General features: G+C 71.9%; 18 protein-coding genes. 9 read left to right on the forward strand and 9 right to left on the reverse strand.

What is annotated here, in order from left to right; translation table 11 throughout:
• Positions 1 to 73: 73 nt before the first annotated feature.
• Together ACF1A5_RS22755 and ACF1A5_RS22760 are read right to left on the reverse strand one after the other, a co-directional pair.
• Complete coding sequence (locus ACF1A5_RS22755) at positions 74 to 1,021, reverse strand: carbohydrate kinase family protein (RefSeq protein ID WP_392194714.1); 948 nt, start codon at positions 1,019 to 1,021, stop codon at positions 74 to 76.
• Positions 1,006 to 1,911 (reverse strand): pseudouridine-5'-phosphate glycosidase, encoded by a 906-nt coding sequence (locus tag ACF1A5_RS22760; RefSeq protein WP_392194677.1) that lies wholly within the window; start codon positions 1,909 to 1,911, stop codon positions 1,006 to 1,008. The genes ACF1A5_RS22755 and ACF1A5_RS22760 overlap by 16 nt, the downstream gene beginning before the upstream one ends.
• Before the next feature lie 97 nt (positions 1,912 to 2,008).
• Between ACF1A5_RS22760 and ACF1A5_RS22765 the strand changes: the two genes are divergently transcribed.
• On the forward strand, positions 2,009 to 2,437 hold the full coding sequence (locus ACF1A5_RS22765) for a VOC family protein (RefSeq protein ID WP_392194678.1): 429 nt from the start codon (positions 2,009 to 2,011) through the stop codon (positions 2,435 to 2,437).
• Between the two features lie 34 nt (positions 2,438 to 2,471).
• On the opposite strand, the gene ACF1A5_RS22770 is transcribed toward ACF1A5_RS22765, so the two are convergent.
• Both ACF1A5_RS22770 and ACF1A5_RS22775 read right to left on the reverse strand, forming a co-directional pair.
• The gene (locus tag ACF1A5_RS22770) at positions 2,472 to 3,026 is read right to left on the reverse strand and encodes a methylated-DNA--[protein]-cysteine S-methyltransferase (RefSeq protein WP_392194679.1); all 555 of its coding nucleotides are present in this window, start codon (positions 3,024 to 3,026) and stop codon (positions 2,472 to 2,474) included.
• Between the two features lie 93 nt (positions 3,027 to 3,119).
• Positions 3,120 to 3,989, reverse strand: a complete 870-nt coding sequence (locus ACF1A5_RS22775) for a glycerophosphodiester phosphodiesterase (protein ID WP_392194680.1) — start codon at positions 3,987 to 3,989, stop codon at positions 3,120 to 3,122.
• Between the two features lie 279 nt (positions 3,990 to 4,268).
• On the opposite strand from ACF1A5_RS22775, the gene ACF1A5_RS22780 reads away from it, so the two are divergent.
• From ACF1A5_RS22780 to ACF1A5_RS22805, 6 genes are all read left to right on the forward strand, one after another.
• Positions 4,269 to 5,138 (forward strand): MHYT domain-containing protein, encoded by an 870-nt coding sequence (locus ACF1A5_RS22780; RefSeq protein ID WP_392194681.1) that lies wholly within the window; start codon positions 4,269 to 4,271, stop codon positions 5,136 to 5,138.
• Between the two features lie 40 nt (positions 5,139 to 5,178).
• Positions 5,179 to 7,335, forward strand: a complete 2,157-nt coding sequence (uvrB, locus tag ACF1A5_RS22785; protein ID WP_392194682.1) for an excinuclease ABC subunit UvrB — start codon at positions 5,179 to 5,181, stop codon at positions 7,333 to 7,335.
• Between the two features lie 178 nt (positions 7,336 to 7,513).
• Positions 7,514 to 8,092 carry a TerD family protein gene (locus ACF1A5_RS22790; RefSeq protein WP_392194683.1) on the forward strand — a complete coding sequence of 193 codons (579 nt, stop codon included), beginning with the start codon at positions 7,514 to 7,516 and terminating at the stop codon, positions 8,090 to 8,092.
• Positions 8,093 to 8,145: 53 nt separating this feature from the next.
• Complete coding sequence (locus tag ACF1A5_RS22795; RefSeq protein ID WP_392194684.1) at positions 8,146 to 10,206, forward strand: TerD family protein; 2,061 nt, start codon at positions 8,146 to 8,148, stop codon at positions 10,204 to 10,206.
• 319 nt (positions 10,207 to 10,525) lie between these two features.
• Complete coding sequence (locus ACF1A5_RS22800; protein ID WP_392194685.1) at positions 10,526 to 11,512, forward strand: TerC family protein; 987 nt, start codon at positions 10,526 to 10,528, stop codon at positions 11,510 to 11,512.
• A 130-nt stretch (positions 11,513 to 11,642) separates the two neighbouring features.
• A complete protein-coding gene (locus ACF1A5_RS22805; RefSeq protein WP_392194686.1) occupies positions 11,643 to 12,743 on the forward strand; it encodes a calcium:proton antiporter in 1,101 nt (366 codons plus the stop codon).
• 21 nt (positions 12,744 to 12,764) lie between these two features.
• On the opposite strand, the gene ACF1A5_RS22810 is transcribed toward ACF1A5_RS22805, so the two are convergent.
• Positions 12,765 to 14,033: an MFS transporter gene (locus ACF1A5_RS22810; protein WP_392194687.1), complete on the reverse strand. Its 1,269-nt coding sequence runs from the start codon at positions 14,031 to 14,033 to the stop codon at positions 12,765 to 12,767.
• 261 nt (positions 14,034 to 14,294) lie between these two features.
• Between ACF1A5_RS22810 and aroQ the strand changes: the two genes are divergently transcribed.
• The gene (aroQ, locus tag ACF1A5_RS22815; RefSeq protein ID WP_392194688.1) at positions 14,295 to 14,768 is read left to right on the forward strand and encodes a type II 3-dehydroquinate dehydratase; all 474 of its coding nucleotides are present in this window, start codon (positions 14,295 to 14,297) and stop codon (positions 14,766 to 14,768) included.
• Positions 14,769 to 14,819: 51 nt separating this feature from the next.
• Here aroQ and ACF1A5_RS22820 read toward each other — a convergent pair whose 3' ends face one another.
• Complete coding sequence (locus ACF1A5_RS22820; RefSeq protein ID WP_392194689.1) at positions 14,820 to 15,476, reverse strand: MBL fold metallo-hydrolase; 657 nt, start codon at positions 15,474 to 15,476, stop codon at positions 14,820 to 14,822.
• A 46-nt stretch (positions 15,477 to 15,522) separates the two neighbouring features.
• Positions 15,523 to 16,209, reverse strand: coding sequence for a maleylpyruvate isomerase family mycothiol-dependent enzyme (locus ACF1A5_RS22825; protein ID WP_392194690.1), 687 nt, complete (start codon positions 16,207 to 16,209; stop codon positions 15,523 to 15,525).
• Positions 16,210 to 16,435: 226 nt separating this feature from the next.
• Between ACF1A5_RS22825 and uvrA the strand changes: the two genes are divergently transcribed.
• Positions 16,436 to 19,504 carry an excinuclease ABC subunit UvrA gene (gene uvrA, locus ACF1A5_RS22830; RefSeq protein WP_392194691.1) on the forward strand — a complete coding sequence of 1,023 codons (3,069 nt, stop codon included), beginning with the start codon at positions 16,436 to 16,438 and terminating at the stop codon, positions 19,502 to 19,504.
• A gap of 134 nt (positions 19,505 to 19,638) precedes the next feature.
• On the opposite strand, the gene ACF1A5_RS22835 is transcribed toward uvrA, so the two are convergent.
• Both ACF1A5_RS22835 and ACF1A5_RS22840 read right to left on the reverse strand, forming a co-directional pair.
• Complete coding sequence (locus ACF1A5_RS22835) at positions 19,639 to 20,550, reverse strand: carbohydrate kinase (protein ID WP_392194692.1); 912 nt, start codon at positions 20,548 to 20,550, stop codon at positions 19,639 to 19,641.
• Positions 20,547 to 21,638 carry a LacI family DNA-binding transcriptional regulator gene (locus ACF1A5_RS22840; protein WP_392194693.1) on the reverse strand — a complete coding sequence of 364 codons (1,092 nt, stop codon included), beginning with the start codon at positions 21,636 to 21,638 and terminating at the stop codon, positions 20,547 to 20,549. Before ACF1A5_RS22840 ends, ACF1A5_RS22835 begins: the two co-directional genes overlap by 4 nt.
• Positions 21,639 to 21,973 lie beyond the last annotated feature (335 nt).

Genomic DNA, 21,973 nt, shown 5'->3' on the forward strand with positions numbered 1-21,973 from the left:
CGATTCCACTTTGTTCCCGCCTGTGGACGGACAGGTTCGGAGCGGCGCCCTCCCCGCTTGCCCGCTGCCGGTGTCATCCCGCCGCCGGAGGCCTCCCTCCCACGCGTGCCACCGCCCGCGCACCCGCCCTGCACCCCTGCGCCGCCGCGGCCTCCGGCCCGGCGCCCGAGAGCAGCGTGGCGAGAAACGCTCCGGTGAAGGCGTCGCCGGCGCCCGTGGTGTCGTGCGGGACCGCTGGCACGGCGGGGACCCGGGCGCACACGGCCCCCGCGCGGGCCACCAGGGCTCCGTCGGCGCCCTGTTTGGCGACCACCAGCGGGACACGGCGGCTCAGTTCGGCCGCCGCATCCGCCGGATCCGGCACGCCCGTCAGCAGACACGCCTCGTCCCGGCTGGGCAGCAGCACGTCGACCTGTTCGGCCAGCGCCAGGAACCGCTCCACGCCCAGGCCGCCGAGGAAGCCGGCCGACGCGGGATCCAGGCTCACAGGCACCCCGCATGCCCGTGCCGACGCGACGAGCAGCGACACCAGCGCGCGGCCCGGCTCGGAGAACAGCAGGTAGCCCGACAGATGCAGCCGCGCGACTCCGTCCAGCCAGGTGTCCGACCAGTCCTCCGCCGCGAGCCGCAGGGACGCCCCGCTGTCGGTGAGGAACGTGCGCTCGGCCGCGGCCCTCGCGTCGACGAGGCAGATCACCGTGCCGGTCGGCGCCTCCGGATCGACCACGAGCCGCGGACGCACCCCCGAGGCCACCAGCTCGCGCTCGTGCCAGGCGGCCGCGTCCGTGCCCACCCGCCCGACCAGCCGGACGTCCCGGCACCCCCAGTGGGCCGCCCAGCAGGCCACGTTGGCGCCCGCGCCGCCCGGCACCATCCGGATCGCCGCGGCCGTGTCGGTACCGGAGGCCAGCGGCCCCCCGTAGCGCGCGACGACGTCGGTGACGACGTCCCCGACGACCAGCAGGGCCCCGCCGTCAGCGGGGGCCGTGCCCTTCGGCCCCGCCGTCACACCCTGGTCCAGGCCGCCGCGATCCGCCCGGCCAGCCGTACGTTGCCGCGCACGGCCGCCAGGTTGGCGCGCAGTGAGGCACCGTCCGTGTGCCGCACCAGGTAGTCGAGCAGGAACGGTGTGACCGCCTGCCCGGTGATGCCCTCCTCCCCGCACGTGCGCAGCGCGTCGGCGAGCACGCGCGCGTGCAGCCCCGGATCGAGCTGCTCGTCCTCCGGCACGGGATGGGCGACGATCAGCGCCGAGTCCGGCCCCCCGAGCGCGTCCTGCGCCCGCATGACCTCGGCCACATCCTCGGGCGTCCGCAGTGTCCAGTCCACGGGATGCCCCGAGTCGGAGAGGTAGAAGCCGGGGAAGCGTTCCGTGCCGTACCCGGCGACGGCGATCCCCAGCGTCTCCAGTCGCTGAAGCGTCGCCGGCACGTCCAGGATCGACTTCACCCCGGCGCACACGACGGCGATCCGGGTGCGGGCCAGCAGGCCCAGGTCCGCGGACTCGTCCTGCGTGACCGTCCACTCCCGGTGCACACCACCGAGCCCGCCCGTGGCGAACACGCGGACGCCCGCCAGGGCCGCGAGCATCGCGGTCGCCGACACCGTGGTCGCCCCGCTCGCCCGAGCCGCCACGGCGAGCGGCAGGTCCCGGTGGCCCAGCTTGCGGATCCCCTCCTCGTTCGCGACCCGCTCCAGCTGCTCCTTGTTCAGCCCGACGTGCGGCTGCCCGTCCAGCACCGCGATCGTCGCGGGGACGGCGCCCTCCAGCCGCACCACCTGCTCGAGTTCCCGCGCCACCTGGAGATTGCGGGGGCGCGGCAGCCCATGCGCGATGATCGTGGACTCCAGGGCCACCACCGGGCGGCGCGCGGCGAGCGCCTCCCGCACCTCTTCGGACACCACCAGCACGCGCCTGCCTCCCGTCTGTCGGTCTTCCCTCATCCCTGGCGGGCGCCGCGCCCGGTCAAACCTTGCGGCCGGTGGCACCCGACACCAGCCTGGGAGCATGACCGACAACACGACACGTCTCGACCACGTCGTCCTCTGGGTCCGCGACCCCACCGCCGCGGCCGGCTTCTACGAGAGAGCGGTCGGCCTGGAGCCCCTGAGGCTCGCCGAGTTCGCGGCGGGCACTGTCTCCTTCCCCTCGGTGCGCGTCAACGACGAGACGATCCTCGATCTCGCACCGCTCGGCCTGGCACCGCGGATGGACGTGCTGCCCGGCGCGGCCGGCAGCGCCGGTCATCCCGTCAACCACGTCTGCCTGTCCCTCCCGTCCGCCGGCTTCGACGCGCTGCGCGCCCGCCTCCAGGAGCACGCCGTCCCCGTGTCGAAGCTCTCCTACGACTCCTACGGCGCCCGGGGAGAGGCCCGGCGCAGCTTCTACTTCCGCGACCCCGACGGAAACATCGTCGAGGTCCGGCACTACGACTGAACGCGTGGGTCCCCCTGAGGGACGGGGGCCCGGCTCAGAACAGCGGCTCGGGGAGCACGCCCTCCAGCGCGAGCAGCCTGCGCTTGGTCTCCAGGCCGCCGCCGAATCCGCCGATGCCGCCGTCGCTCTCGACGACCCGGTGGCACGGCACCACGACCGGCAGCGGATTGGCCCCCATCGCCATGCCCACCGCCTGGGCGGCTCCGGGCTGTCCGACCCGGCCGGCCAGATCGCCGTACCCGACGACCGTGCCGTACGGGACGCCGGAGGCCAGGACGCGCAGCACCCGACGGTTGAAGCCCGTGACGAGGGACCAGTCCAGCGGCAGCTCGAAGTCGTGCCGCTCGCCCGCGAAGTACGCCTCCACCTGGCGTATCGCCTCCGCGAGCAGCGGGGAGCCGGGCGCTTCGACGGGCTCGGTGCCCAGCCGGGACGCCAGCCCGGCGAGCGCCTCGTCGCGCACCGCGTCGGTGGCGTGGAACACGACGGTGACCAGGCCGTCGCCGGTCGCCGCCAGCAGCAGGGGGCCGATGCCGGTGCCGACGACGGCCCACACGACCTGCTGCTCGTACTGCGCGTGGCTGTCCATGCGACCACCGTACGGCCCGCCACTGACAACGCCCGGGCCTGCGCCCGCCCCGGTCGGACGGAGGGGCGGGCGGGCGGGCCACGACGGTCCGGCTCAGGGCCGGTTCAGGGCGTCGCGCACCACGTCCGGCTTGTTGGTGATGATCCCGTCGGCCCCGTAACCGGCCACCGTCCGGGCCCGGGTCGCGTCGTCGACGGTCCAGGCGAAGACCCGCAGCCGCCTGCCGTGCGGTCCCGTGAACGCGTGGACGGCCGAGACGTAAGCGGCGGAGAGGGTGCCGTGGGAAGGGTTGATCAGGTCCGCGAAGCCCGCGTACCCGTGCAGGTCCCCCGGCTCCGGCCGGCCGAGGAAGCCGGTGGTGACGCCCGGCTTCAGGTCGTGCACGATCCGCAGGCTGCCGGCGCTGAAACTCTGCACGATGAGCCGCCCGTCCAGGTGCCGGCGGTCCAGCCAGCCCTCGTTGCCGAGGAGCTTGAGGGTCTGCCGCTCGATGCCCGGATACAGTTCCGGGTTCTTGATCTCCAGAAGCAGCTTCTGGTGGTTGCGCTCCACCCGGCGCATGTACTGCGCGAGGGTCGGCACGCGGGTGTGTACGTACGCGTGGCCGAACCAGCTCCCCGCGTCCAGGCGTGCGATCTCGGCGGCGGTGAAGTCCTTCACCTTCCACGGCGTACGGCTCGGGAAGACCTGCTCGACGTCGGTGGTCCGCCGCAGACTGTCGTCGTGGACGACGACGAGAACGCCGTCCTTGGTGCGCTGCACGTCGTTCTCGACCCACGGGATGCCCAGCGCGGCCGCCCTGTCGACGGCGGGCAGGGTGTTCTCGGGGGCGTAGGCGGAGGCGCCCCGGTGTGCGACGACCTCAGGTCGGGTGTGGGCCGCGGTGGCCCGGGCGGGAGTGGGGGACAGCAGCGTGGCCCCCAGAAGCACGGTGATGGTGGCGGCAACTGCACGCGCGTGCATGCGCTCTCCTCGCGTCGGCCGATTACTGACAGCACCAGACTGGCAGCAGAGCGTCAACATCGAGTGGGTGCAGGATGGCCACAGATTGAATGGAGTTGCCCAACTCCGCTCACCGGTGCCGCACAACTGCGGCAGGGGCGTGTTTCTTTGCCGGAAAATCGTTCGACCATTCCGGTGGGGGCCATACTCTCTGCGTCAACCCTGGCCGCCCCGGCGGCACTGGGACGAGGGAACGCATCAGGGCATTCCGGGACGCAAGAGGGTGAAGGGCAGCCGCGCATGCACGGCACGGTCGACGGATTCAGCTACGGGCTCGTCACCCCGCTGGTCGCCTTTCTCATGGCCTGCCTCGGCGGGGCGCTCGGGCTGCGCTGCACCACCCGTGCCCTGCTCGTCGCCCACTCCTGGCGCCCCGGCTGGCTCGCCCTCGCCTCGGCGGCGATCGGCTCCGGCATATGGACCTGCCACTTCGTCGCGATGATGGGGTTCACGGTCCGGGAGGCGCCGATCCACTACGACAAGCCGACGACGTACGCGAGCCTGGCCGTCGCCATCCTCATGGTGGGCGTCGGCGTGTTCATGGTGGGCTACCGGGGAGCGACCGGCTCCGCCCTGTTCACCGGCGGCACGATCACCGGGCTGGGCGTCGCCTCCATGCACTACATGGGCATGGCCGGGATGCGTCTGGACGGCAGGTTCGCGTACAACACGTTCACCGTCACCGCCTCCGTCGTCATAGCCGTCGTCGCCGCGACCGCCGCCCTCTGGGCGGCCGGACGGGTCCGAGGGGTCCTGTGGAGCGTGGGCGCGAGCCTCGTCATGGGGCTCGCCGTCTGTGGCATGCACTACATGGGCATGGCCGCCCTCACCGTGCACCTGCACACCATGGACGGCGCCCCCACCGCCGGGGACCCGCCGGCGGCGCTGCTCGCACCCATGCTGGTCGGCCCGCTCGCCTTCCTGCTGCTCGCCGGCGTCGTCGTCCTGTTCGACCCCCTCGTGGTCACGGGCTCGCCCGACTGGACCCCCGCCGAGCACAAGCCTGGCATCCCGGCCCGCGAACTCGTGCCGCAGCCGGCCCCGCACCCCGCGGCCCGCATCCGCCGGAGCCCGGTCCACCGAGGCTCCCGCACACCGCAGAACCGCTGATCCGAGCCCGTTGTCAGTGGCGGGTCGTACGGTTGATGGCATGCGGCCCGTTTCCCACATCGAACGCACGGTGGCGCCCTTCGAGGTCGTCAGCCCCTATCAGCCCAGCGGCGACCAGCCGCAGGCGATCGCCGAGCTCGCCCGGCGCATCGAGGCAGGAGAGAAGGACGTCGTCCTGCTCGGCGCCACCGGCACCGGCAAGTCCGCCACGACCGCGTGGATGATCGAGAAGCTCCAGCGCCCCACGCTCGTGATGGCACCGAACAAGACCCTGGCCGCCCAGCTGGCGAACGAGTTCCGCGAGCTGCTCCCCAACAACGCCGTCGAATACTTCGTCTCGTACTACGACTACTACCAGCCCGAGGCCTACGTCCCGCAGTCCGACACCTACATCGAGAAGGACTCCTCGATCAACGAGGAGGTCGAGCGCCTGCGGCACTCCGCGACCAACTCGCTGCTCACCCGGCGGGACGTCGTCGTGGTCGCCTCCGTCTCCTGCATCTACGGCCTGGGCACCCCGCAGGAGTACGTCGACCGCATGGTCCCCCTCAGGGTCGGCGACGAGATCGACCGGGACCAGCTGCTGCGCCGTTTCGTGGACATCCAGTACACGCGCAACGACATGGCCTTCACCCGCGGCACCTTCCGGGTGCGCGGCGACACCATCGAGATCTTCCCGGTCTACGAGGAGCTGGCCGTCCGCATCGAGATGTTCGGCGACGAGATCGAGGCGCTGTCCACCCTGCACCCGCTCACCGGCGAGATCATCAGCGACGACCAGCAGCTCTACGTCTTCCCGGCCTCGCACTACATCGCCGGACCCGAGCGCATGGAGCGGGCCGTCAACGGCATCGAGAAGGAGCTGGGGGAGCGCCTGACCGAGCTGGAGAAGCAGGGCAAGCTCCTGGAGGCCCAGCGCCTGCGGATGCGCACGACCTACGACATCGAGATGCTCCGCCAGATCGGCACCTGCTCCGGCGTGGAGAACTACTCGATGCACTTCGACGACCGCGGGCCCGGCACTCCGCCGAACACCCTGCTCGACTACTTCCCCGACGACTTCCTGCTGGTCATCGACGAGTCCCACGTCACCGTCCCCCAGATCGGCGCGATGTACGAGGGCGACGCCTCCCGCAAGCGCACCCTCGTCGAGCACGGCTTCAGGCTCCCCTCCGCCCTGGACAACCGGCCGCTGAAGTGGGAGGAGTTCCAGGAGCGCATCGGCCAGACGGTGTACCTCTCGGCGACCCCCGGGCAGTACGAGCTGTCGCGTTCGGACGGTCAGGTCGAGCAGATCATCCGCCCCACCGGCCTCGTCGACCCCGAGGTCGTGGTCAAGCCCACCGAGGGCCAGATCGACGACCTGGTGCACGAGATCCGCCTCCGCGTGGAGAAGGACGAGCGCGTCCTGGTCACCACGCTCACCAAGAAGATGGCCGAGGACCTGACGGACTACTTCCTGGAGCTCGGCATCCAGGTGCGCTACCTGCACAGCGACGTCGACACCCTGCGCCGTGTCGAGCTGCTGCGCGAGCTGCGCTCCGGCGAGTTCGACGTACTGGTCGGCATCAACCTGCTGCGCGAGGGCCTCGACCTGCCCGAGGTGTCCCTGGTGGCGATCCTCGACGCGGACAAGGAGGGCTTCCTGCGCTCCGGGACCTCGCTCATCCAGACCATCGGCCGCGCCGCGCGCAACGTCTCCGGCCAGGTCCACATGTACGCCGACAAGATCACCCCGGCGATGGAGAAGGCCATCGACGAGACCAATCGCCGCCGGGAGAAGCAGGTCGCCTACAACAAGGCGCGCGGCATCGACCCGCAGCCGCTGCGCAAGAAGATCAACGACATCGTCGCGCAGATCGCCCGCGAGGAGATCGACACCGAGCAGCTGCTCGGCTCCGGCTATCGCCAGACCAAGGACGGCAAGGGCGCCAAGACACCCGTGCCGGCCCTCGGCGACAAGACGGCCAAGGGCGCGAAGACGGCCAAGACCGCCAAGTCCGCAAAGGGCAAGGCCAAGGAGACGGTCCCGACCGACCGTCCCGCGGCCCAGCTCGCCGAGCAGATCGAGGAGATGACGGAGCGGATGCGGGCCGCGGCAGCGGACCTCCAGTTCGAGGTTGCGGCCCGGCTGCGCGACGAGGTCGCGGAGATGAAGAAGGAACTGCGCCAGATGCGGGAAGCGGGCCTGGCCTGACCTTCGTTCGCGGGGCCCGGTCCGGTGGAGCCGGGCCGTGCCCCGCCCGTACGCGCTGTGTTGCAAGACCGCCACAATCCGCGGACCGGTGTGCGGCGTCGTCAGCGCCTCTGCGTAGGGTTCGGATCAACCGCGGACACCGCGGCAACAGGGGAGCAGTCCGAGAGGGGAATCAGCCGTGACCGTGAACTTGACCAAGGGTCAGGCCATCAGTCTGCAGAAGAACGACGGGGGCAGCCTGGCCGCGGTCCGTATGGGTCTCGGCTGGCAGGCGGCACCGCGCCGCGGTCTGTTCGGTTCGCGTACGCGCGAGATCGACCTCGACGCCTCGGCCGTGCTGTTCGCCGACAAGCAGCCGGTCGACGTGGTGTTCTTCCGTCACCTGGTGAGCGACGACGGCTCGGTGCGCCACACCGGCGACAACCTCGTCGGCGGCGCGGGCCAGGGCGGCGACGACGAGGCCATCCTCGTCGACCTGCAGCGCGTCCCGGTCCACATCGACCGGATCGTCTTCACCGTCAACTCTTTCACCGGCCAGACCTTCCAGGAGGTGCAGAACGCCTTCTGCCGTCTGGTCGACGAGAGCAACGGCCAGGAGCTCGCCCGCTACACCCTCGCCGGCGGCGGCGACTACACCGCCCAGATCATGGCGATGGTGCACCGCTCGGGCGCGGGCTGGACGATGACGGCCCTCGGCGTCCCCGCCAACGGCCGCACCTTCCAGGACCTCATGCCGGCGATCCTGCCGCACCTGTAGGACGACGCTCCGGCGAGCGGCACACGACACGGCGACACAGGGGGACGAGGGCGATGACGGCCGAGCTGGTCCGGGGGCAGAACCACCCGCTCCTCGAGCTCCGCCTCGAGATCCGGATCTCGGCCGGCACGCCGATCGTGGCCGCGGCCACGATCGGCGACGACCGGGGCACCGTGCGGGGGGCCGAGTGGGTGGCCCACCCCGGCGCCCCCGTCCTGTCCGGAGTGGAGGTGCCCCGGCAGGCGGCCGCCGACCACCGGCTCGCCGTCGACCTGGGCGCCGTGCCGGAGGCCGCGCACCGCGTCAGCGTGCTGCTCGCGCTGCCCACCACGGGCGGGGGACCCGCCCGCTTCTCCGCCGTCGCCGCGCCCTTCGTCGCGGTGACCGGCCTCGACGGCACCGAGCTCGTCAGCTACACCATCACCGATCTGGACGCCGAGTCGGCCGTGGTCGCCCTGGAGCTCTACCGCCGACAGGGCGCCTGGAAGGTGCGCGCCATCGGCCAGGGATACGCCGGCGGCCTCACCGCACTCCTCACCGACCAGGGGCTGCCCGAGGCCGGCCGGCTGGCGGCCACCATCGACGAGGCGGTGGCCCAGGGCCTGGCCCGGTCGGTCGCGGCCCCGCCGCAGCGTACGGCGGAGGGCGACCGCTCGCGGCAGACGTCCGCCCCCGCCCTCGGCCCGGACCAGGGCGCCACCGCGGTGGCGCACGGCGCCACCGGCCACGTGCCCTCGCAGCCCACCTTCCCGCACGCCGGACAGACCTCCGGCGAGCCTGGGCAGCCGGCACCGCGGCCGCCCTACCCGGACCCCGCGGCCTCGGCGCCGTCTCCGGAAGGATCCGGCGCCTCGCCCTCCGCGGCCCCCCAGCCGCCGGCGTCCACAGGCGGCCCCATCGACTACAGCCACCCCCGCAGGCGCCCCGCCGCTGTTCCGCCGCCCCCGCCGAGCGCGCCCCCGGCCCAGCCCGGGCAGCCGGCGCAGCCGGTCGCGGGCGACGCGACCGGGTGGTCCATGGACGAGCGGCTGTACAACCAGGTCTGGGGCATGTTCGAGGACCTGGCCCGCACCACCGCCGCCTACCGCAGCGCCGTCGACTTCGCCGACTCGCGCCGGGAGAAGGAGCTGGACCAGGTCCTCTCCGATCCGCGCGGCCGCATCGGCGGACAGGGCGACGCCGCGCGCGAGGCGGCGCGCGCCAAGCACGCCGAGCTCGTCGACCGGGCCAGAGAGGCCCTCGACCGGGACCTCGCGCAACTGACCGCCGAGTCCGAGGTCGTCGAACCCGCGCTGCCGGCCGCGTACGCGCGCTGGGACAACCCCGTCTGGCACGGATACCGCGTGCCGATGGACAACCCGATGGCCGTGCGTCTGGGCGACCTCCACCTGCCGGAGAGCCCCTCCCTGCGCATCCCCATGCTGGTCCGCCTGCCACTGGAACGCGGCCTGTGGATCGACAGCGGCCGCTCCCCATCCTCCGACGACTCCGTCACCGACGAGGACGCGCTGCGCCGCCTCGCCATGGACACGGCGGTGGCCCATGCGGCCCGGCTGCTCGCCGTCCATCCGCCGGGGGAGTTCGGGGTGCACGTCGTCGACCCGGCCGGGGCGGGAGCGCAGTCGCTCCTCCCGCTGGTACGCGCGGGCGTCCTGGCGAGCCCGCCCGCGAACGGCGCCACCGGTGTCGCCGACGTCCTGAGCCGGCTGACCCAGCGTGTCGACCTGGTGCAGATGGCCGTGCGCGGCGGGATCCCCGACGCGCTGCCGCCCGGCTTCGACACGTCCGATCAGCTGCTGATCGTCCACGACTTCCCGCACGGGTTCGACGACCGCGCGGTGACCCAGCTGCGCTACCTGGCGGACGAGGGTCCGGCCGTGGGCGTGCATCTGATGATGGTCGCCGACCGTGAGGACGCGGCCGCCTACGGTCCGTTGCTCGATCCGCTGTGGCGTGCGCTGCTGCGGCTCACCCCCGTCCCCGACGACCACCTCGCCGACCCGTGGGTCGGGCACACCTGGACCTACGAGCCGCCGCTGGTGCCGCCGGGCAGCCAGGTGCTCCACCAGGTGCTCGCACAGGTCGCGGCGGCCCGGCGTGACTGGAACCGCTGACTGCGCCGACCACGCCGCCGACTGCGGATGATGGAAACATCAAGGAAAAGTAAAGACCCCTGACCAGTCGTTTTGATCTTTTCTTTGCCTTGCCCTTTACCTTTCCTTGGTGATTCGGGTACTGTTTTTCGTGCGGAGGGGAGTACTCCCTGTCGGTTGCGGCGTGCCCGTCAATACGGATCCAGGTGGATCCCGGGTCGCCGGCTCCCGGGTCCGGGCGCGTCGCGCGCGGGGCCCGGCGGGTGGAAGAGACCTCCGGCAGCGACGACGCTGACAGTTATGCCGTGACGCACCTGCCGGAGGCGCAGTGGAAATCTCCATGACCCTGTGGGTCCTGACCATTCTCGGACTGGCCGCTCTGATCGCGGTCGACTTCGTCATCGGGCGCAAGCCCCATGACGTGTCGATCAAGGAGGCCGGGATCTGGACCGCCGTCTGGATCGCCCTGGCCGGTCTCTTCGGGGTCGGCCTGCTCGTCTTCGGCGGAGGTCAGCCCTCCGGGGAGTTCTTCGCCGGCTTCATCACCGAGAAGTCGCTGAGCGTCGACAACCTGTTCGTCTTCGTCCTGATCATGGCGAAGTTCGCGGTGCCCTCGCAGTACCAGCAGCGGGTGCTGCTGGTCGGGGTGCTCATAGCCCTGGTGCTGCGGGCCGTCTTCATCGCTGCGGGCGCCGCGATCATCGCGAGCTTCTCGTGGGTGTTCTACCTCTTCGGCGCGTTCCTCATCTGGACCGCCTGGAAGCTCGTCCAGGAGGCGCGGGCCGAGGAGGCGGACGAGGAGTACGAGGAGAACAAGCTGCTCAAGGCCGCCGAGCACCGTTTCGGAGTGGCCGACCGCTACCACGGAACCAAGCTGTGGATCCGGCAGAACGGCAGGCGCGTCATGACGCCGATGCTGGTCGTGATGCTGGCGATCGGCACCACCGACGTCCTGTTCGCCCTCGACTCGATACCCGCGATCTTCGGCCTGACCCAGGACCCGTACATCGTCTTCACCGCCAACGCCTTCGCCCTGATGGGCCTGAGGCAGCTGTACTTCCTCATCGGCGGCCTCCTGAAGAAGCTGGTCCACCTGTCCTACGGCCTCTCGGTCATCCTCGGCTTCATCGGCGTGAAGCTGGTCCTGCACGCCCTGCACGAATCCGGGGTGCACGTTCCGGAGATCGGCATCCCGGTCTCACTCGGCGTGATCTGCGCGGTCCTGGCGATCACCACCATCACCAGCCTGATGGCCTCGAGGAAGGCCGAGCGCGAGGAGGTGCAGGAAGGAAGCGACCGCTCCCCGAAGGACAGCGTCGATGCCTGACCACCGGGCGCTCGCCCCGCCCCGCGCACCGCGCGGGCAGGGTTCCCCGCGCGCGAGCTCCGCGGGGACCCGGGAGCAGGACACGGACGGGCGGGGTGCACGGGCGGTGGCCCTCTGCGACGATCGCAGCATGATCACGCGGCTCAGGGCGCTCACGGCGGCGTGGACGACCGCCGTACCCGTGCTCGCGGTCGTCCTGCTGATCTTCACCTGGGGGCGCGACCTGCCCGTCGCGGTCGTGGTGCTGGTGACCCTGGTCCTCGCCGGATCCGTCCTGGCGGCCGTGCACCACGCCGAGGTGGTGGCCCACCGGGTCGGCGAACCCTTCGGGTCGCTGGTCCTCGCCATCGCCGTCACCGTCATCGAGGTCGCCCTGATCGTGACGTTGATGGCGGACGGCGGCGACAAGAGCGCGACGCTGGCCCGGGACACGGTCTTCGCAGCCGTGATGATCACCTGCAACGGCGTGGTCGGGCTGTCCCTCCTCGTCGGCTCCCTGCGGCACGGCACGGCGGTCTTCAACGCCGAGGGGACGGGCGCCGCCCTGGCCACCGTGGCGACGCTGGCCACGCTCAGCCTGGTGCTGCCGACGTTCACCACCAGCAAGCCGGGCCCGGAGTTCTCCGGCGTCCAGCTCACCTTCGCGGCCGTCTCCTCGCTGATCCTTTACGGCCTGTTCGTCGCCACGCAGACCGTGCGGCACCGCGACCACTTCCTGCCGATCACCCGGCAGGGAGAGGTGATCACCTCCGACGGCCACGCGCAGGCGCCGTCAGCCCGTACCGCCCGGACCAGCCTGGGACTGCTCGCTCTCGCGCTCGTCGGCGTGGTCGGCCTGGCCAAGGGGGTGGCACCCACCATCGAGTCCGGAGTGGAAGCCGCCGGACTGCACCACGCCGTCGTCGGCGTGATCATCGCGCTGCTGGTGCTGCTGCCGGAGACCATCGCCGCGCTGCGGTCCGCCCGGCGCGACCGGGTGCAGACCAGCCTCAACCTCGCGCTCGGCTCCGCGATGGCCAGCATCGGCCTGACCATCCCGGCCGTCGCCCTGGCCTCCGTGTGGTTCTCCGGCCCGCTCGTCCTCGGCCTCGGCGCCACCCACATGGTCCTGCTCGCCCTCACCGTGGTGGTCGCCTCCCTGACCGTGGTGCCGGGGCGCGCCACACCACTCCAAGGGGGCGTGCACCTGGTGGTCTTCGCCGCCTATCTGGAACTGGCGGTCAGTCCTTAGCCCCGGGACGGGCCGGGACCCTCAGGTGGCCGGCTCCGCAGCCGCGACCCCGACCGGGCGGGTCTCCGGCAGCAGGGCGAAGCAGCCCAGGCTGAGCAGCGCGATCCCGGTCAGGTAGGCGCCGACGCCCCAGGGGACGCGCCCGCCCCCCTCCGCGAGTGCCGTCGCCACGATCGGCGTGAGGGCGCCGCCGAGGACCCCGCCGAGGTTGTAGCCCACCGCGGCGCCCGTGCAGCGCACCCGCGGCTCGTACAACTCGGGCAGATACGCGGAGATCACGGCGAACATGGTGATGAATGCCAGCAGCGCCCCCAGGAAGCCCAGGAACATCAGCGACGGCGACCCCGTCGCCAGCAGCGCGACCATCGGGAACATCCACAGAGCGGCCGCCGCGCATCCCACCAGGCACAGGGGCCTGCGCCCGAAGCGGTCGCCGAGCAGCGCCACCAGCGGGGTGCACGAGCCCTTCACCACCACGGCGGCCATGACGCACCCCAGCACGACCGTGCGACTCACCCCCAGCCGCTCCGTCGCGTACGCCAGGGACCAGGTCGTCACGGCGTAGAAGACCGCGTACCCGACCGCGAGGGCGCCGCCGGTCAGCAGCACCAGGCGCCAGTGATGGCGTACGAGGTCGGCGAACGGCACGCGCGCGTGGACGTCGATCTCCAGGAAGCGGGGACTCTCGGGCAGCGACGAACGCAGCCACAGTCCGGCCACGGCGAGGATCCCTGCCGCCCAGAACGGCACCCGCCACCCCCACCGGGCGAACTGCGCCTCGGAGAGCGTCACCGACAGCACCAGCACCGACCCGTTGGCGAGGACGAAGCCGAGCGGCGGACCCATCTGCGGAAAGCTCGACCACAGCCCGCGCCGCCGCGCGGGCGCGTGCTCGGCGGTCAGCAGCACCGCCCCGCCCCACTCGCCGCCCAGCCCGAGGCCCTGCAGGAAACGCAGCAGGAGCAGCAGCGCCGGAGCGGCCACCCCGATCGTCCCGTACGCCGGCACGCACCCGACCGCGACCGTCGACGCCCCGGTCAGCAGCAGCGAGCCCACCAGCACCGGCCTCCTGCCGTGCCGGTCCCCGATGTGCCCGAACAGGACGGAGCCGAGCGGCCGGGCCACGAACCCCACGCCGAAGGTGCCGAAGGCGGCCAGCGTCCCCGCCACCGGCGAGAAGGTGGGGAAGAACAGCGGCCCGAGGACCAGGGCCGCCGCGGTGCCGTAGACGAAGAAGTCGTAGAACTCGATCGCGGTCCCGGCGAGCGAGGCGGCGGCCAGCCGCGGCATGGACGGCCGGTTCGCGCGGTCCCTCGTCGGCTTCGGCGCCGGGTTCCTCACGGAGCGTGCAACGTGCATGTCGCGTCAACTACCCACCGTCACCTGGGGTTACGGGGGCGCGTGGAGGCTCCGATCGTGCGGGGGACGTGCGGGCGTGCGCCCGGTCGCGGGACGGCACACGGGGCGCCGCTCGGTCGCGACCGCGTGATAGACCGGGGGCTGAGCAGCGGTCCTTCGTGGGCCGGCAGACCCGAACGGACCGGAGGAACCGTGCCCCGCACTCTCGCCAACGCCCCGATCATGATCCTCAACGGCCCCAACCTGAACCTGCTCGGGCAGCGACAGCCGGAGATCTACGGCTCCGACACGCTCGCGGACGTCGAGGCGCTGTGCGCGAAGGCGGCCGCGGCGCACGGCGGCACGGTGGACTTCCGGCAGTCCAACCACGAGGGCGAACTGGTGGACTGGATCCACGAGGCACGGCTGAACCATGCCGGGATCGTGATCAACCCGGCCGCCTACTCGCACACCTCCGTCGCGATCCTGGACGCGCTCAACACCTGCGACGGGCTGCCGGTGGTGGAGGTCCACATCTCCAACATCCACCGGCGCGAGGAGTTCCGGCACCACTCGTACGTCTCGCAGCGCGCCGACGGCGTCATCGCCGGGTGCGGGGTGCAGGGGTACGCCTTCGCGGTGGAGCGGGTCGCCGCGCTCGCGGGAGCGGGTGCCGCGGACGCCTGACCGCTCCGTGCGCGGAGCCGCGGACGCCGGGGCCTCGTCCTCGGGCGCCCGTCACCACCCGCGCGCGTGCCACTCCGGCAGGTGCGGGCGTTCCGCGCCGAGCGTGGTGTCGTTGCCGTGTCCCGGGTACACCCAGGTCTCGTCCGGGAGAACGTCGAAGATCTTCGTCTCCACGTCGTGGATCAGGCTGGCGAACGCCTTCGGGTCCTTGCGGGTGTTGCCCACGCCGCCCGGGAAGAGGCAGTCGCCCGTGAAGAGGTGCGGATGCCCGTGCGGGTCGTCGTAGACCAGCGCGATGGAGCCCGGCGTGTGCCCCACCAGTCGGCGCGCGATGAGTTCCACGTGGCCCACCCGGACGGTGTCGCCGTCGTCGACGAGGACGTCGGTGGGCACCGGGATGCCCTCGGCGTCGTCCCGGCCCGCGTACGTGCGCGCCCCGGTCGCCGCCGCGACCTCGGCGAGGGCCTGCCAGTGGTCGGCGTGGCGATGGGTGGTGACGACGGAGGCGATCCCGTCGTCACCGATCATGCCGAGCAGCGTCCGCGCGTCGTTGGCCGCGTCGATCAGCAGCTGCTCGTCCGTGGCCCTGCAGCGCAGCAGATAGGCGTTGTTGTCCATCGGGCCGACCGCGATCTTGGTGATCATCAGGTCCTTCAGCTCGTGCACGTCCGCCGGGCCGCCGACCGTCACCTCTCCGCTGTACGTCATGGTCGTCAGCCTATAGCGGGGGAGTGGCCGCCGGGCCGACCGCGGGCTACAGCGGCGGAAGCGCCGGGAGCGCGCCGCCCTCCGCCGCCAGGGCGGAGCCGTCGCGGCGCCCGGCGAGCCAGCCCAGCAGGTCCGCCCGGCCTCCCGTGACGGTGATCGCCGGCTCGGCCGCCGTCCCGCCCGTGCTCCACGCGCGCGTGCCGTCCGTCAGCCGGGTCGGCGGCACGTCGGGCCGGCCCGCGAAGCGCTGGGCGAGGAAGTCGATCTCCCGTTCCACGAACTCCTCCGGCAGGTCCTCCAGTTCGTACCCGATGCCGAGGTCCACGTGGTGCAGCTCGACCTCCACCCACCTCCGGAACGGCACCCGGGACGCCGAGTCGGTGACGCCGTTGCGCAGCTCCACCGTGCGCGACCAGTCCGCGGGCGCGGCTCCCGTGTCCTGGAACCGGGCCGCGCTCTCGCGCACGTCGGCGAGGTGCGCGTCGAGGCCGCGCGGGGCGTCGCGCTCGATGTCCGCGTCCCGGGCCCCGGCGGAGACGTACATGGGACGCCCCTCGAGGACGTTCACGAGCGCGTCCGCGTTGCGGGCGAGGTGGGCGAGGACATGGCCCCGGGTCCAGCCGGGCAGCCGTGACTGCTGCGTCACAGTCCCGCTGTCCAGTTTGCCGGCGGCGGTGAGCAGCCGGTCGGTCGCTTCGCGTACAGATACCAGGTCGCGGACATGATCGGTCATGAGGGCGACCCTAGCCCCGCCACACCTTCGGGTGAAGGTGGTGGACCCGGTCCGCAAATCGAATGCACGTGCTATATGGTCGGGTGTGGCGTCGGGCATGCTGGAAGGCCGGGGATTGTTGTCGCATCCGGGGCATCCGACCGGCGTTGTCAGTGGCTCCCCCTAGTCTGAAGAAGCACGGGGGCCTCGCCCCTGTCACTTCTCTCAAAGAAAGGTGCGGACCGGCGTGGCCGACCGTCTCATCGTCCGTGGCGCGCGCGAGCACAACCTGAAGAACGTCTCGCTCGACCTGCCCAGGGACTCGCTCATCGTCTTCACGGGTCTGTCCGGGTCGGGCAAGTCGTCCCTGGCCTTCGACACGATCTTCGCCGAGGGCCAGCGGCGCTACGTGGAGTCGCTGTCCTCCTACGCCCGGCAGTTCCTCGGGCAGATGGACAAGCCGGACGTCGACTTCATCGAAGGGCTGTCCCCGGCGGTCTCCATCGACCAGAAGTCGACCTCGCGCAACCCGCGCTCGACGGTCGGCACCATCACCGAGGTCTACGACTACCTGCGTCTCCTCTTCGCGCGCATCGGCAAGCCGCACTGCCCCCAGTGCGGCCGGCCCATTTCGCGCCAGTCGCCGCAGGCCGTCGTCGACAAGGTCCTGGAGCTGCCGGAGGGCAGCCGCTTCCAGGTGCTGGCCCCGCTGGTGCGCGAGCGCAAGGGCGAGTTCGTCGACCTCTTCGCCGACCTCCAGACCAAGGGGTACAGCCGCGCGCGGGTGGACGGCGAGACCGTCCAGCTGTCCAACCCGCCCACGTTGAAGAAGCAGGAGAAGCACACCATCGAGGTGGTCGTCGACCGCCTCACGGTGAAGGACTCCGCCAAGCGCCGCCTGACCGACTCCGTGGAGACCGCCCTCGGCCTGTCCGGCGGCATGGTCGTGCTCGACTTCGTCGATCTCCCCGAGGACGACCCGGGGCGCGAGCGCATGTACTCGGAGCACCTGTACTGCCCGTACGACGACCTCTCCTTCGAGGAGCTGGAGCCCCGCTCCTTCTCCTTCAACTCGCCCTTCGGCGCCTGCCCCGAGTGCACCGGCATCGGCACGCGCATGGAGGTCGACCCCGAACTGATCGTCCCGGACGAGGAGAAGAGCCTCGACGAGGGCGCCATCCACCCCTGGTCGCACGGGCACACCAAGGACTACTTCGGCCGGCTGATCGGCGCCCTCGCGGACGCGCTGGGCTTCCGCACCGACATCCCCTTCGCGGGGCTGCCGCAGCGCGCCAAGAAGGCCCTGCTCCACGGCCACAAGACGCAGATCGAGGTCCGCTACCGCAACCGGTACGGGCGCGAGCGCGTGTACACCACGCCCTTCGAGGGCGCGGTCCACTTCGTCAAGCGCCGGCACAGCGAGGCCGAGAGCGACGCGAGCCGTGAGCGCTTCGAGGGCTACATGCGCGAGGTGCCCTGCCCCACCTGCGAGGGCACCCGCCTGAAGCCGGTCGTCCTCGCGGTCACGATCATGGGGAAGTCGATCGCCGAGGTCTCCGCGATGTCCATCAGCGACTGCGCGGACTTCCTGGGCGAACTGAAGCTCACCGCCCGCGACAAGAAGATCGCCGAGCGGGTCCTCAAGGAGGTCAACGAGCGGCTGCGCTTCCTGGTCGACGTCGGCCTGGACTACCTCTCGCTGAACCGCGCGGCCGGCACGCTCTCCGGCGGCGAGGCCCAGCGCATCCGCCTGGCCACCCAGATCGGCTCCGGTCTCGTCGGCGTCCTGTACGTCCTCGACGAGCCGTCCATCGGTCTGCACCAGCGCGACAACCACCGGCTGATCGAGACGCTGGTCCGGCTGCGCGACATGGGCAACACCCTCATCGTCGTCGAGCACGACGAGGACACCATCAAGGTCGCCGACTGGGTCGTCGACATCGGCCCCGGCGCGGGCGAGCACGGCGGCAAGGTCGTGCACAGCGGCTCCCTGAAGGAGCTGCTCGCGAACGCAGAGTCGCAGACCGGCCAGTACCTGTCCGGCAAGAAGGCGATCCCGCTGCCCGACGTCCGGCGCCCGCGCGACCTCTCGCGGCACCTCACGGTGCACGGCGCCCGGGAGAACAACCTCCAGGACATCGACGTGTCGTTCCCGCTGGGCGTGTTCACGGCCGTCACGGGCGTGTCCGGTTCCGGCAAGTCGACGCTGGTCAACGACATCCTGTACACGCACCTGGCCCGCGAGCTGAACGGCGCGCGGAACGTGCCGGGGCGGCACACGCGCGTGGACGGCGACGACCTCGTCGACAAGGTCGTGCACGTCGACCAGTCGCCCATCGGCCGCACCCCCCGGTCGAACCCGGCCACCTACACCGGCGTCTTCGACCACATCCGCAAGCTGTTCGCCGAGACCACCGAGGCGAAGGTCCGCGGCTACCAGCCCGGCCGCTTCTCCTTCAACGTCAAGGGCGGCCGCTGCGAGAACTGCGCCGGTGACGGCACGATCAAGATCGAGATGAACTTCCTCCCGGACGTGTACGTCCCGTGCGAGGTCTGCCACGGTGCCCGGTACAACCGGGAGACCCTGGAGGTCCACTACAAGGGCAAGTCCATCGCCGACGTGCTGAACATGCCGATCGAGGAGGCCATGGACTTCTTCGAGGCCGTTCCCGCGATCTCCCGGCACCTGAGGACGCTGAACGACGTGGGCCTCGGCTACGTCCGGCTCGGCCAGTCCGCCACCACCCTCTCCGGTGGTGAGGCGCAGCGCGTGAAGCTCGCCAGCGAGCTCCAGCGCCGCTCCACCGGGCGCACGGTCTACGTCCTGGACGAGCCGACCACCGGTCTGCACTTCGAGGACATCAGCAAGCTGCTGACGGTCCTGTCCGGCCTGGTCGACAAGGGCAACACGGTCATCGTCATCGAGCACAACCTCGACGTGATCAAGACCGCCGACTGGATCGTGGACATGGGCCCCGAGGGCGGCGCGGGCGGCGGTCTCGTCGTCGCCGAGGGCACGCCCGAGGAGGTCGCCGGGGTCCCGGCCAGCCACACCGGCAAATTCCTGCGCGAGATCCTCGGCGCCGACCGGATCAGCGACGCGGAGCCGGTGAAGGCGCCGCGCCGGGCGGCCGCCCGGAAGGCGGTCCCGGCCGCGGCCACGGCGAAGAGGACGGCCACGGCCAGGACGGCCAAGGCGGCCGACGACACCGCGGCCAAGAAGGCCGGCGGAGCCACCAGGAAGACGGCGGCCACGAAGAAGACGGCCGCGAAGGCGGCGCCGGCGAAGAAGACGACGCGGGCCCGCAAGGCCTGACCCGCGGTACGGAACGCGCGGCGCCCCACGGGAACTCCCCGTGGGGCGCCGCGCGTTGTCATACCGTCACCGTCACCGTCACCGTCACCGTCACCGTCACCGTCACCGGTCACGAAGGCGGACGGCACGGCCCGCTAGAACGCGCCCACCTCGGACGCGTACGGCGGCTCCGCGCCCGCGCGCGAGCAGGTGATGGCCGCCGCGTGTGCCGCGAACCGCAGCAGCCGGGTCCAGCCGTCGGGCCCGAGCGCGGCGAGACCGTCCGGGGAGAGGGCGCCCTGGACGGACAGACCGTGGAGCAGGGCGGCGTTCACCGTGTCGCCCGCGCCGATCGTGTCCACCACGTCGACCTTCTCGCCGGGCACCGCGTGCACCGCGCCGTCCCGGGTGAAGGCGGTGAGTCCGTCCCCGCCGTGCGTGATCACGACGGCCGAGGGCCCGGCGGCCAGCCACTCGCGCGGGGTGCCACCCAGCCAGTGGGCGTCCTCCTCGGAGAGCTTCAGCAGCGACACCGACGGCAGCCAGCGCGCGAACCGTGCCCGGTAGGCGTCCGCGTCGGGGATGAGCCCGGCCCGGATGTTCGGGTCCAGCGCGGTGAACACGCCCTGCGCCGCGGCGGTGCGCATCAGGTCCTCGTAGGCGCTCGCACCCGGCTCCAGCACGAGTGAACAGGTGCCGAAGGACACCGCCCGGGTGCCGGCCGGAAGTCCGGCGGGCGCGGTGAACAGCCGGTCGGCGGTGCCGTCGACGTAGAAGGAGTACGCGGCGGATCCGTCGGCGCCGATGGTGGCGACCGCCAGCGTGGTCGGCTCGGCTCCGCGCTGTACGCCGGAGACGTCCACGCCGGCCCGCCGCAGCCCGTCGAGCAGAGCCTCGCCGAAGGCGTCGTGCGAGGTGCGGGAGCAGAAGGCCGTGGGGGAGCCGAGGCGGCCGAGGGCGACCGCCGTGTTGTAGGGGCCGCCGCCGAGCGCCGGCTTGAGGTCCGTGAGGGCGCCCGTGCCCTGCGGTACCAGGTCGATCAGGGCCTCACCGGCGACGACGATCACGAGTCGGTTCCTTTCTCGGGGCGGCGGCCAAGGGGTCCGGCGGGGGCCGCGGCCGGGTCCGGCCCTTCCGGCCGTTCCGGGCACCCGCAGGAGGTGCGGTGGACGAAGGAGCACGGGAGCCGAACCGTCCGTGCGGGCCGGTCCGGCGCGGCCAGGCGGTCCAGCAGCATCCGGACGGCCTGCGCGCCCAGTTCCCTGCTGGGCTGGGCGATCGCGGTGAGCCGGGGTGAGAACAGGTCGGCCCAGGCGAAGTCGTCGAAGCAGCACAGGGCGATGTCGCCGGGCACGGACAGACCCCGTTCGCGCAGCACGCGCAGGGCGCCGATGGTCATCGCGTTGTTGGCGGTCACCAGCGCCGTGGGCGGCACGGCTCCCGACAGCAGGGCGGCGGTCGCGCGCTCGGCGCCGTCGGAGGACGAGTCGCCGTGCACCACGAGCCCTTCGTCGTGGGCGAGCCCGGCGGCGGCCAGGCCGTGCCGGTAGCCGGTGATCCGCTCGCGGGTGGTGCTGAGCCCCGGCAGACCCGCGACCAGGCCGATCCGCCGGTGCCCGAGGGAGGCCAGGTGAGTGACGAGGAGGGCGGTCGGCTCGGCGCTGTCGGCGCAGACCTGGTCGAAGCTCGAGGTGCCGTGCGCCTCGGCGTCGATCAGCCGGTCGAGGAACACCGTCGGCACGGCATGGCGCGTGAGGTAGTCGACGAGTTCGCGAGGTGCCGCGGACGGAGCGACGATCATGCCGTCCACACGGCGCTCGTGCAGGAACTGGACGACCTTGCGTTCGTGCCCGGGGTCGTCGTGCGGGTCGGCGATGAGCAGGCTGTAGCCGTGCTCCAGGGCACCGGCCTCGACTCCCTGGAGGATCTCCGTGAAGTACGGGTTGCTGACGGCCGACACCGCCAGCCCGATGGACCGGGTGCGGGAGGTGACCAGGGAGCGGGCGAGGGTGTTCGGGGTGTAGCCGAGCTCCTCCACCGCGTCCAGCACGGCCTGACGGGTGTGCGGCAGCACCGGACGGGTGCCGTTGAGCACGTGCGAGACGGTCGCCACCGAGACGCCGGCGCTGCGCGCGACATCGGCCATGGTGGGCATCGGGTCTCCTTCCCGGACCGTCGTGAGGGCGGCCTCGCGGGGGTCGCGGGGATCATGGGGCCTCGCGGAGGCATGGCACGGGCCCGGTACGGGCACGTACCGGCCGCGCGAGCCTCCTGGCGGGAAGCTATCGCATCGCACCGCCCCGCGTAAACGCTTGCGCAAGCGTTTACGCGCCACCCCGACTCAACCCCGTCCCGCCCCCTCCCACCTCCGCTCATCCCCCGTCCCAGCCCCGCCCCGGGCGCGGCCGGAGCGATACGGGCGGATATCGTCGGCGTGCGCAACCGTGCCCGCACCACCTCCGTGCACGGCCCCACGCACCGCCCCGACCA

Source organism: Streptomyces sp. NPDC014864 (genome assembly GCF_043081525.1).
Lineage (GTDB): Bacteria > Actinomycetota > Actinomycetes > Streptomycetales > Streptomycetaceae > Streptomyces.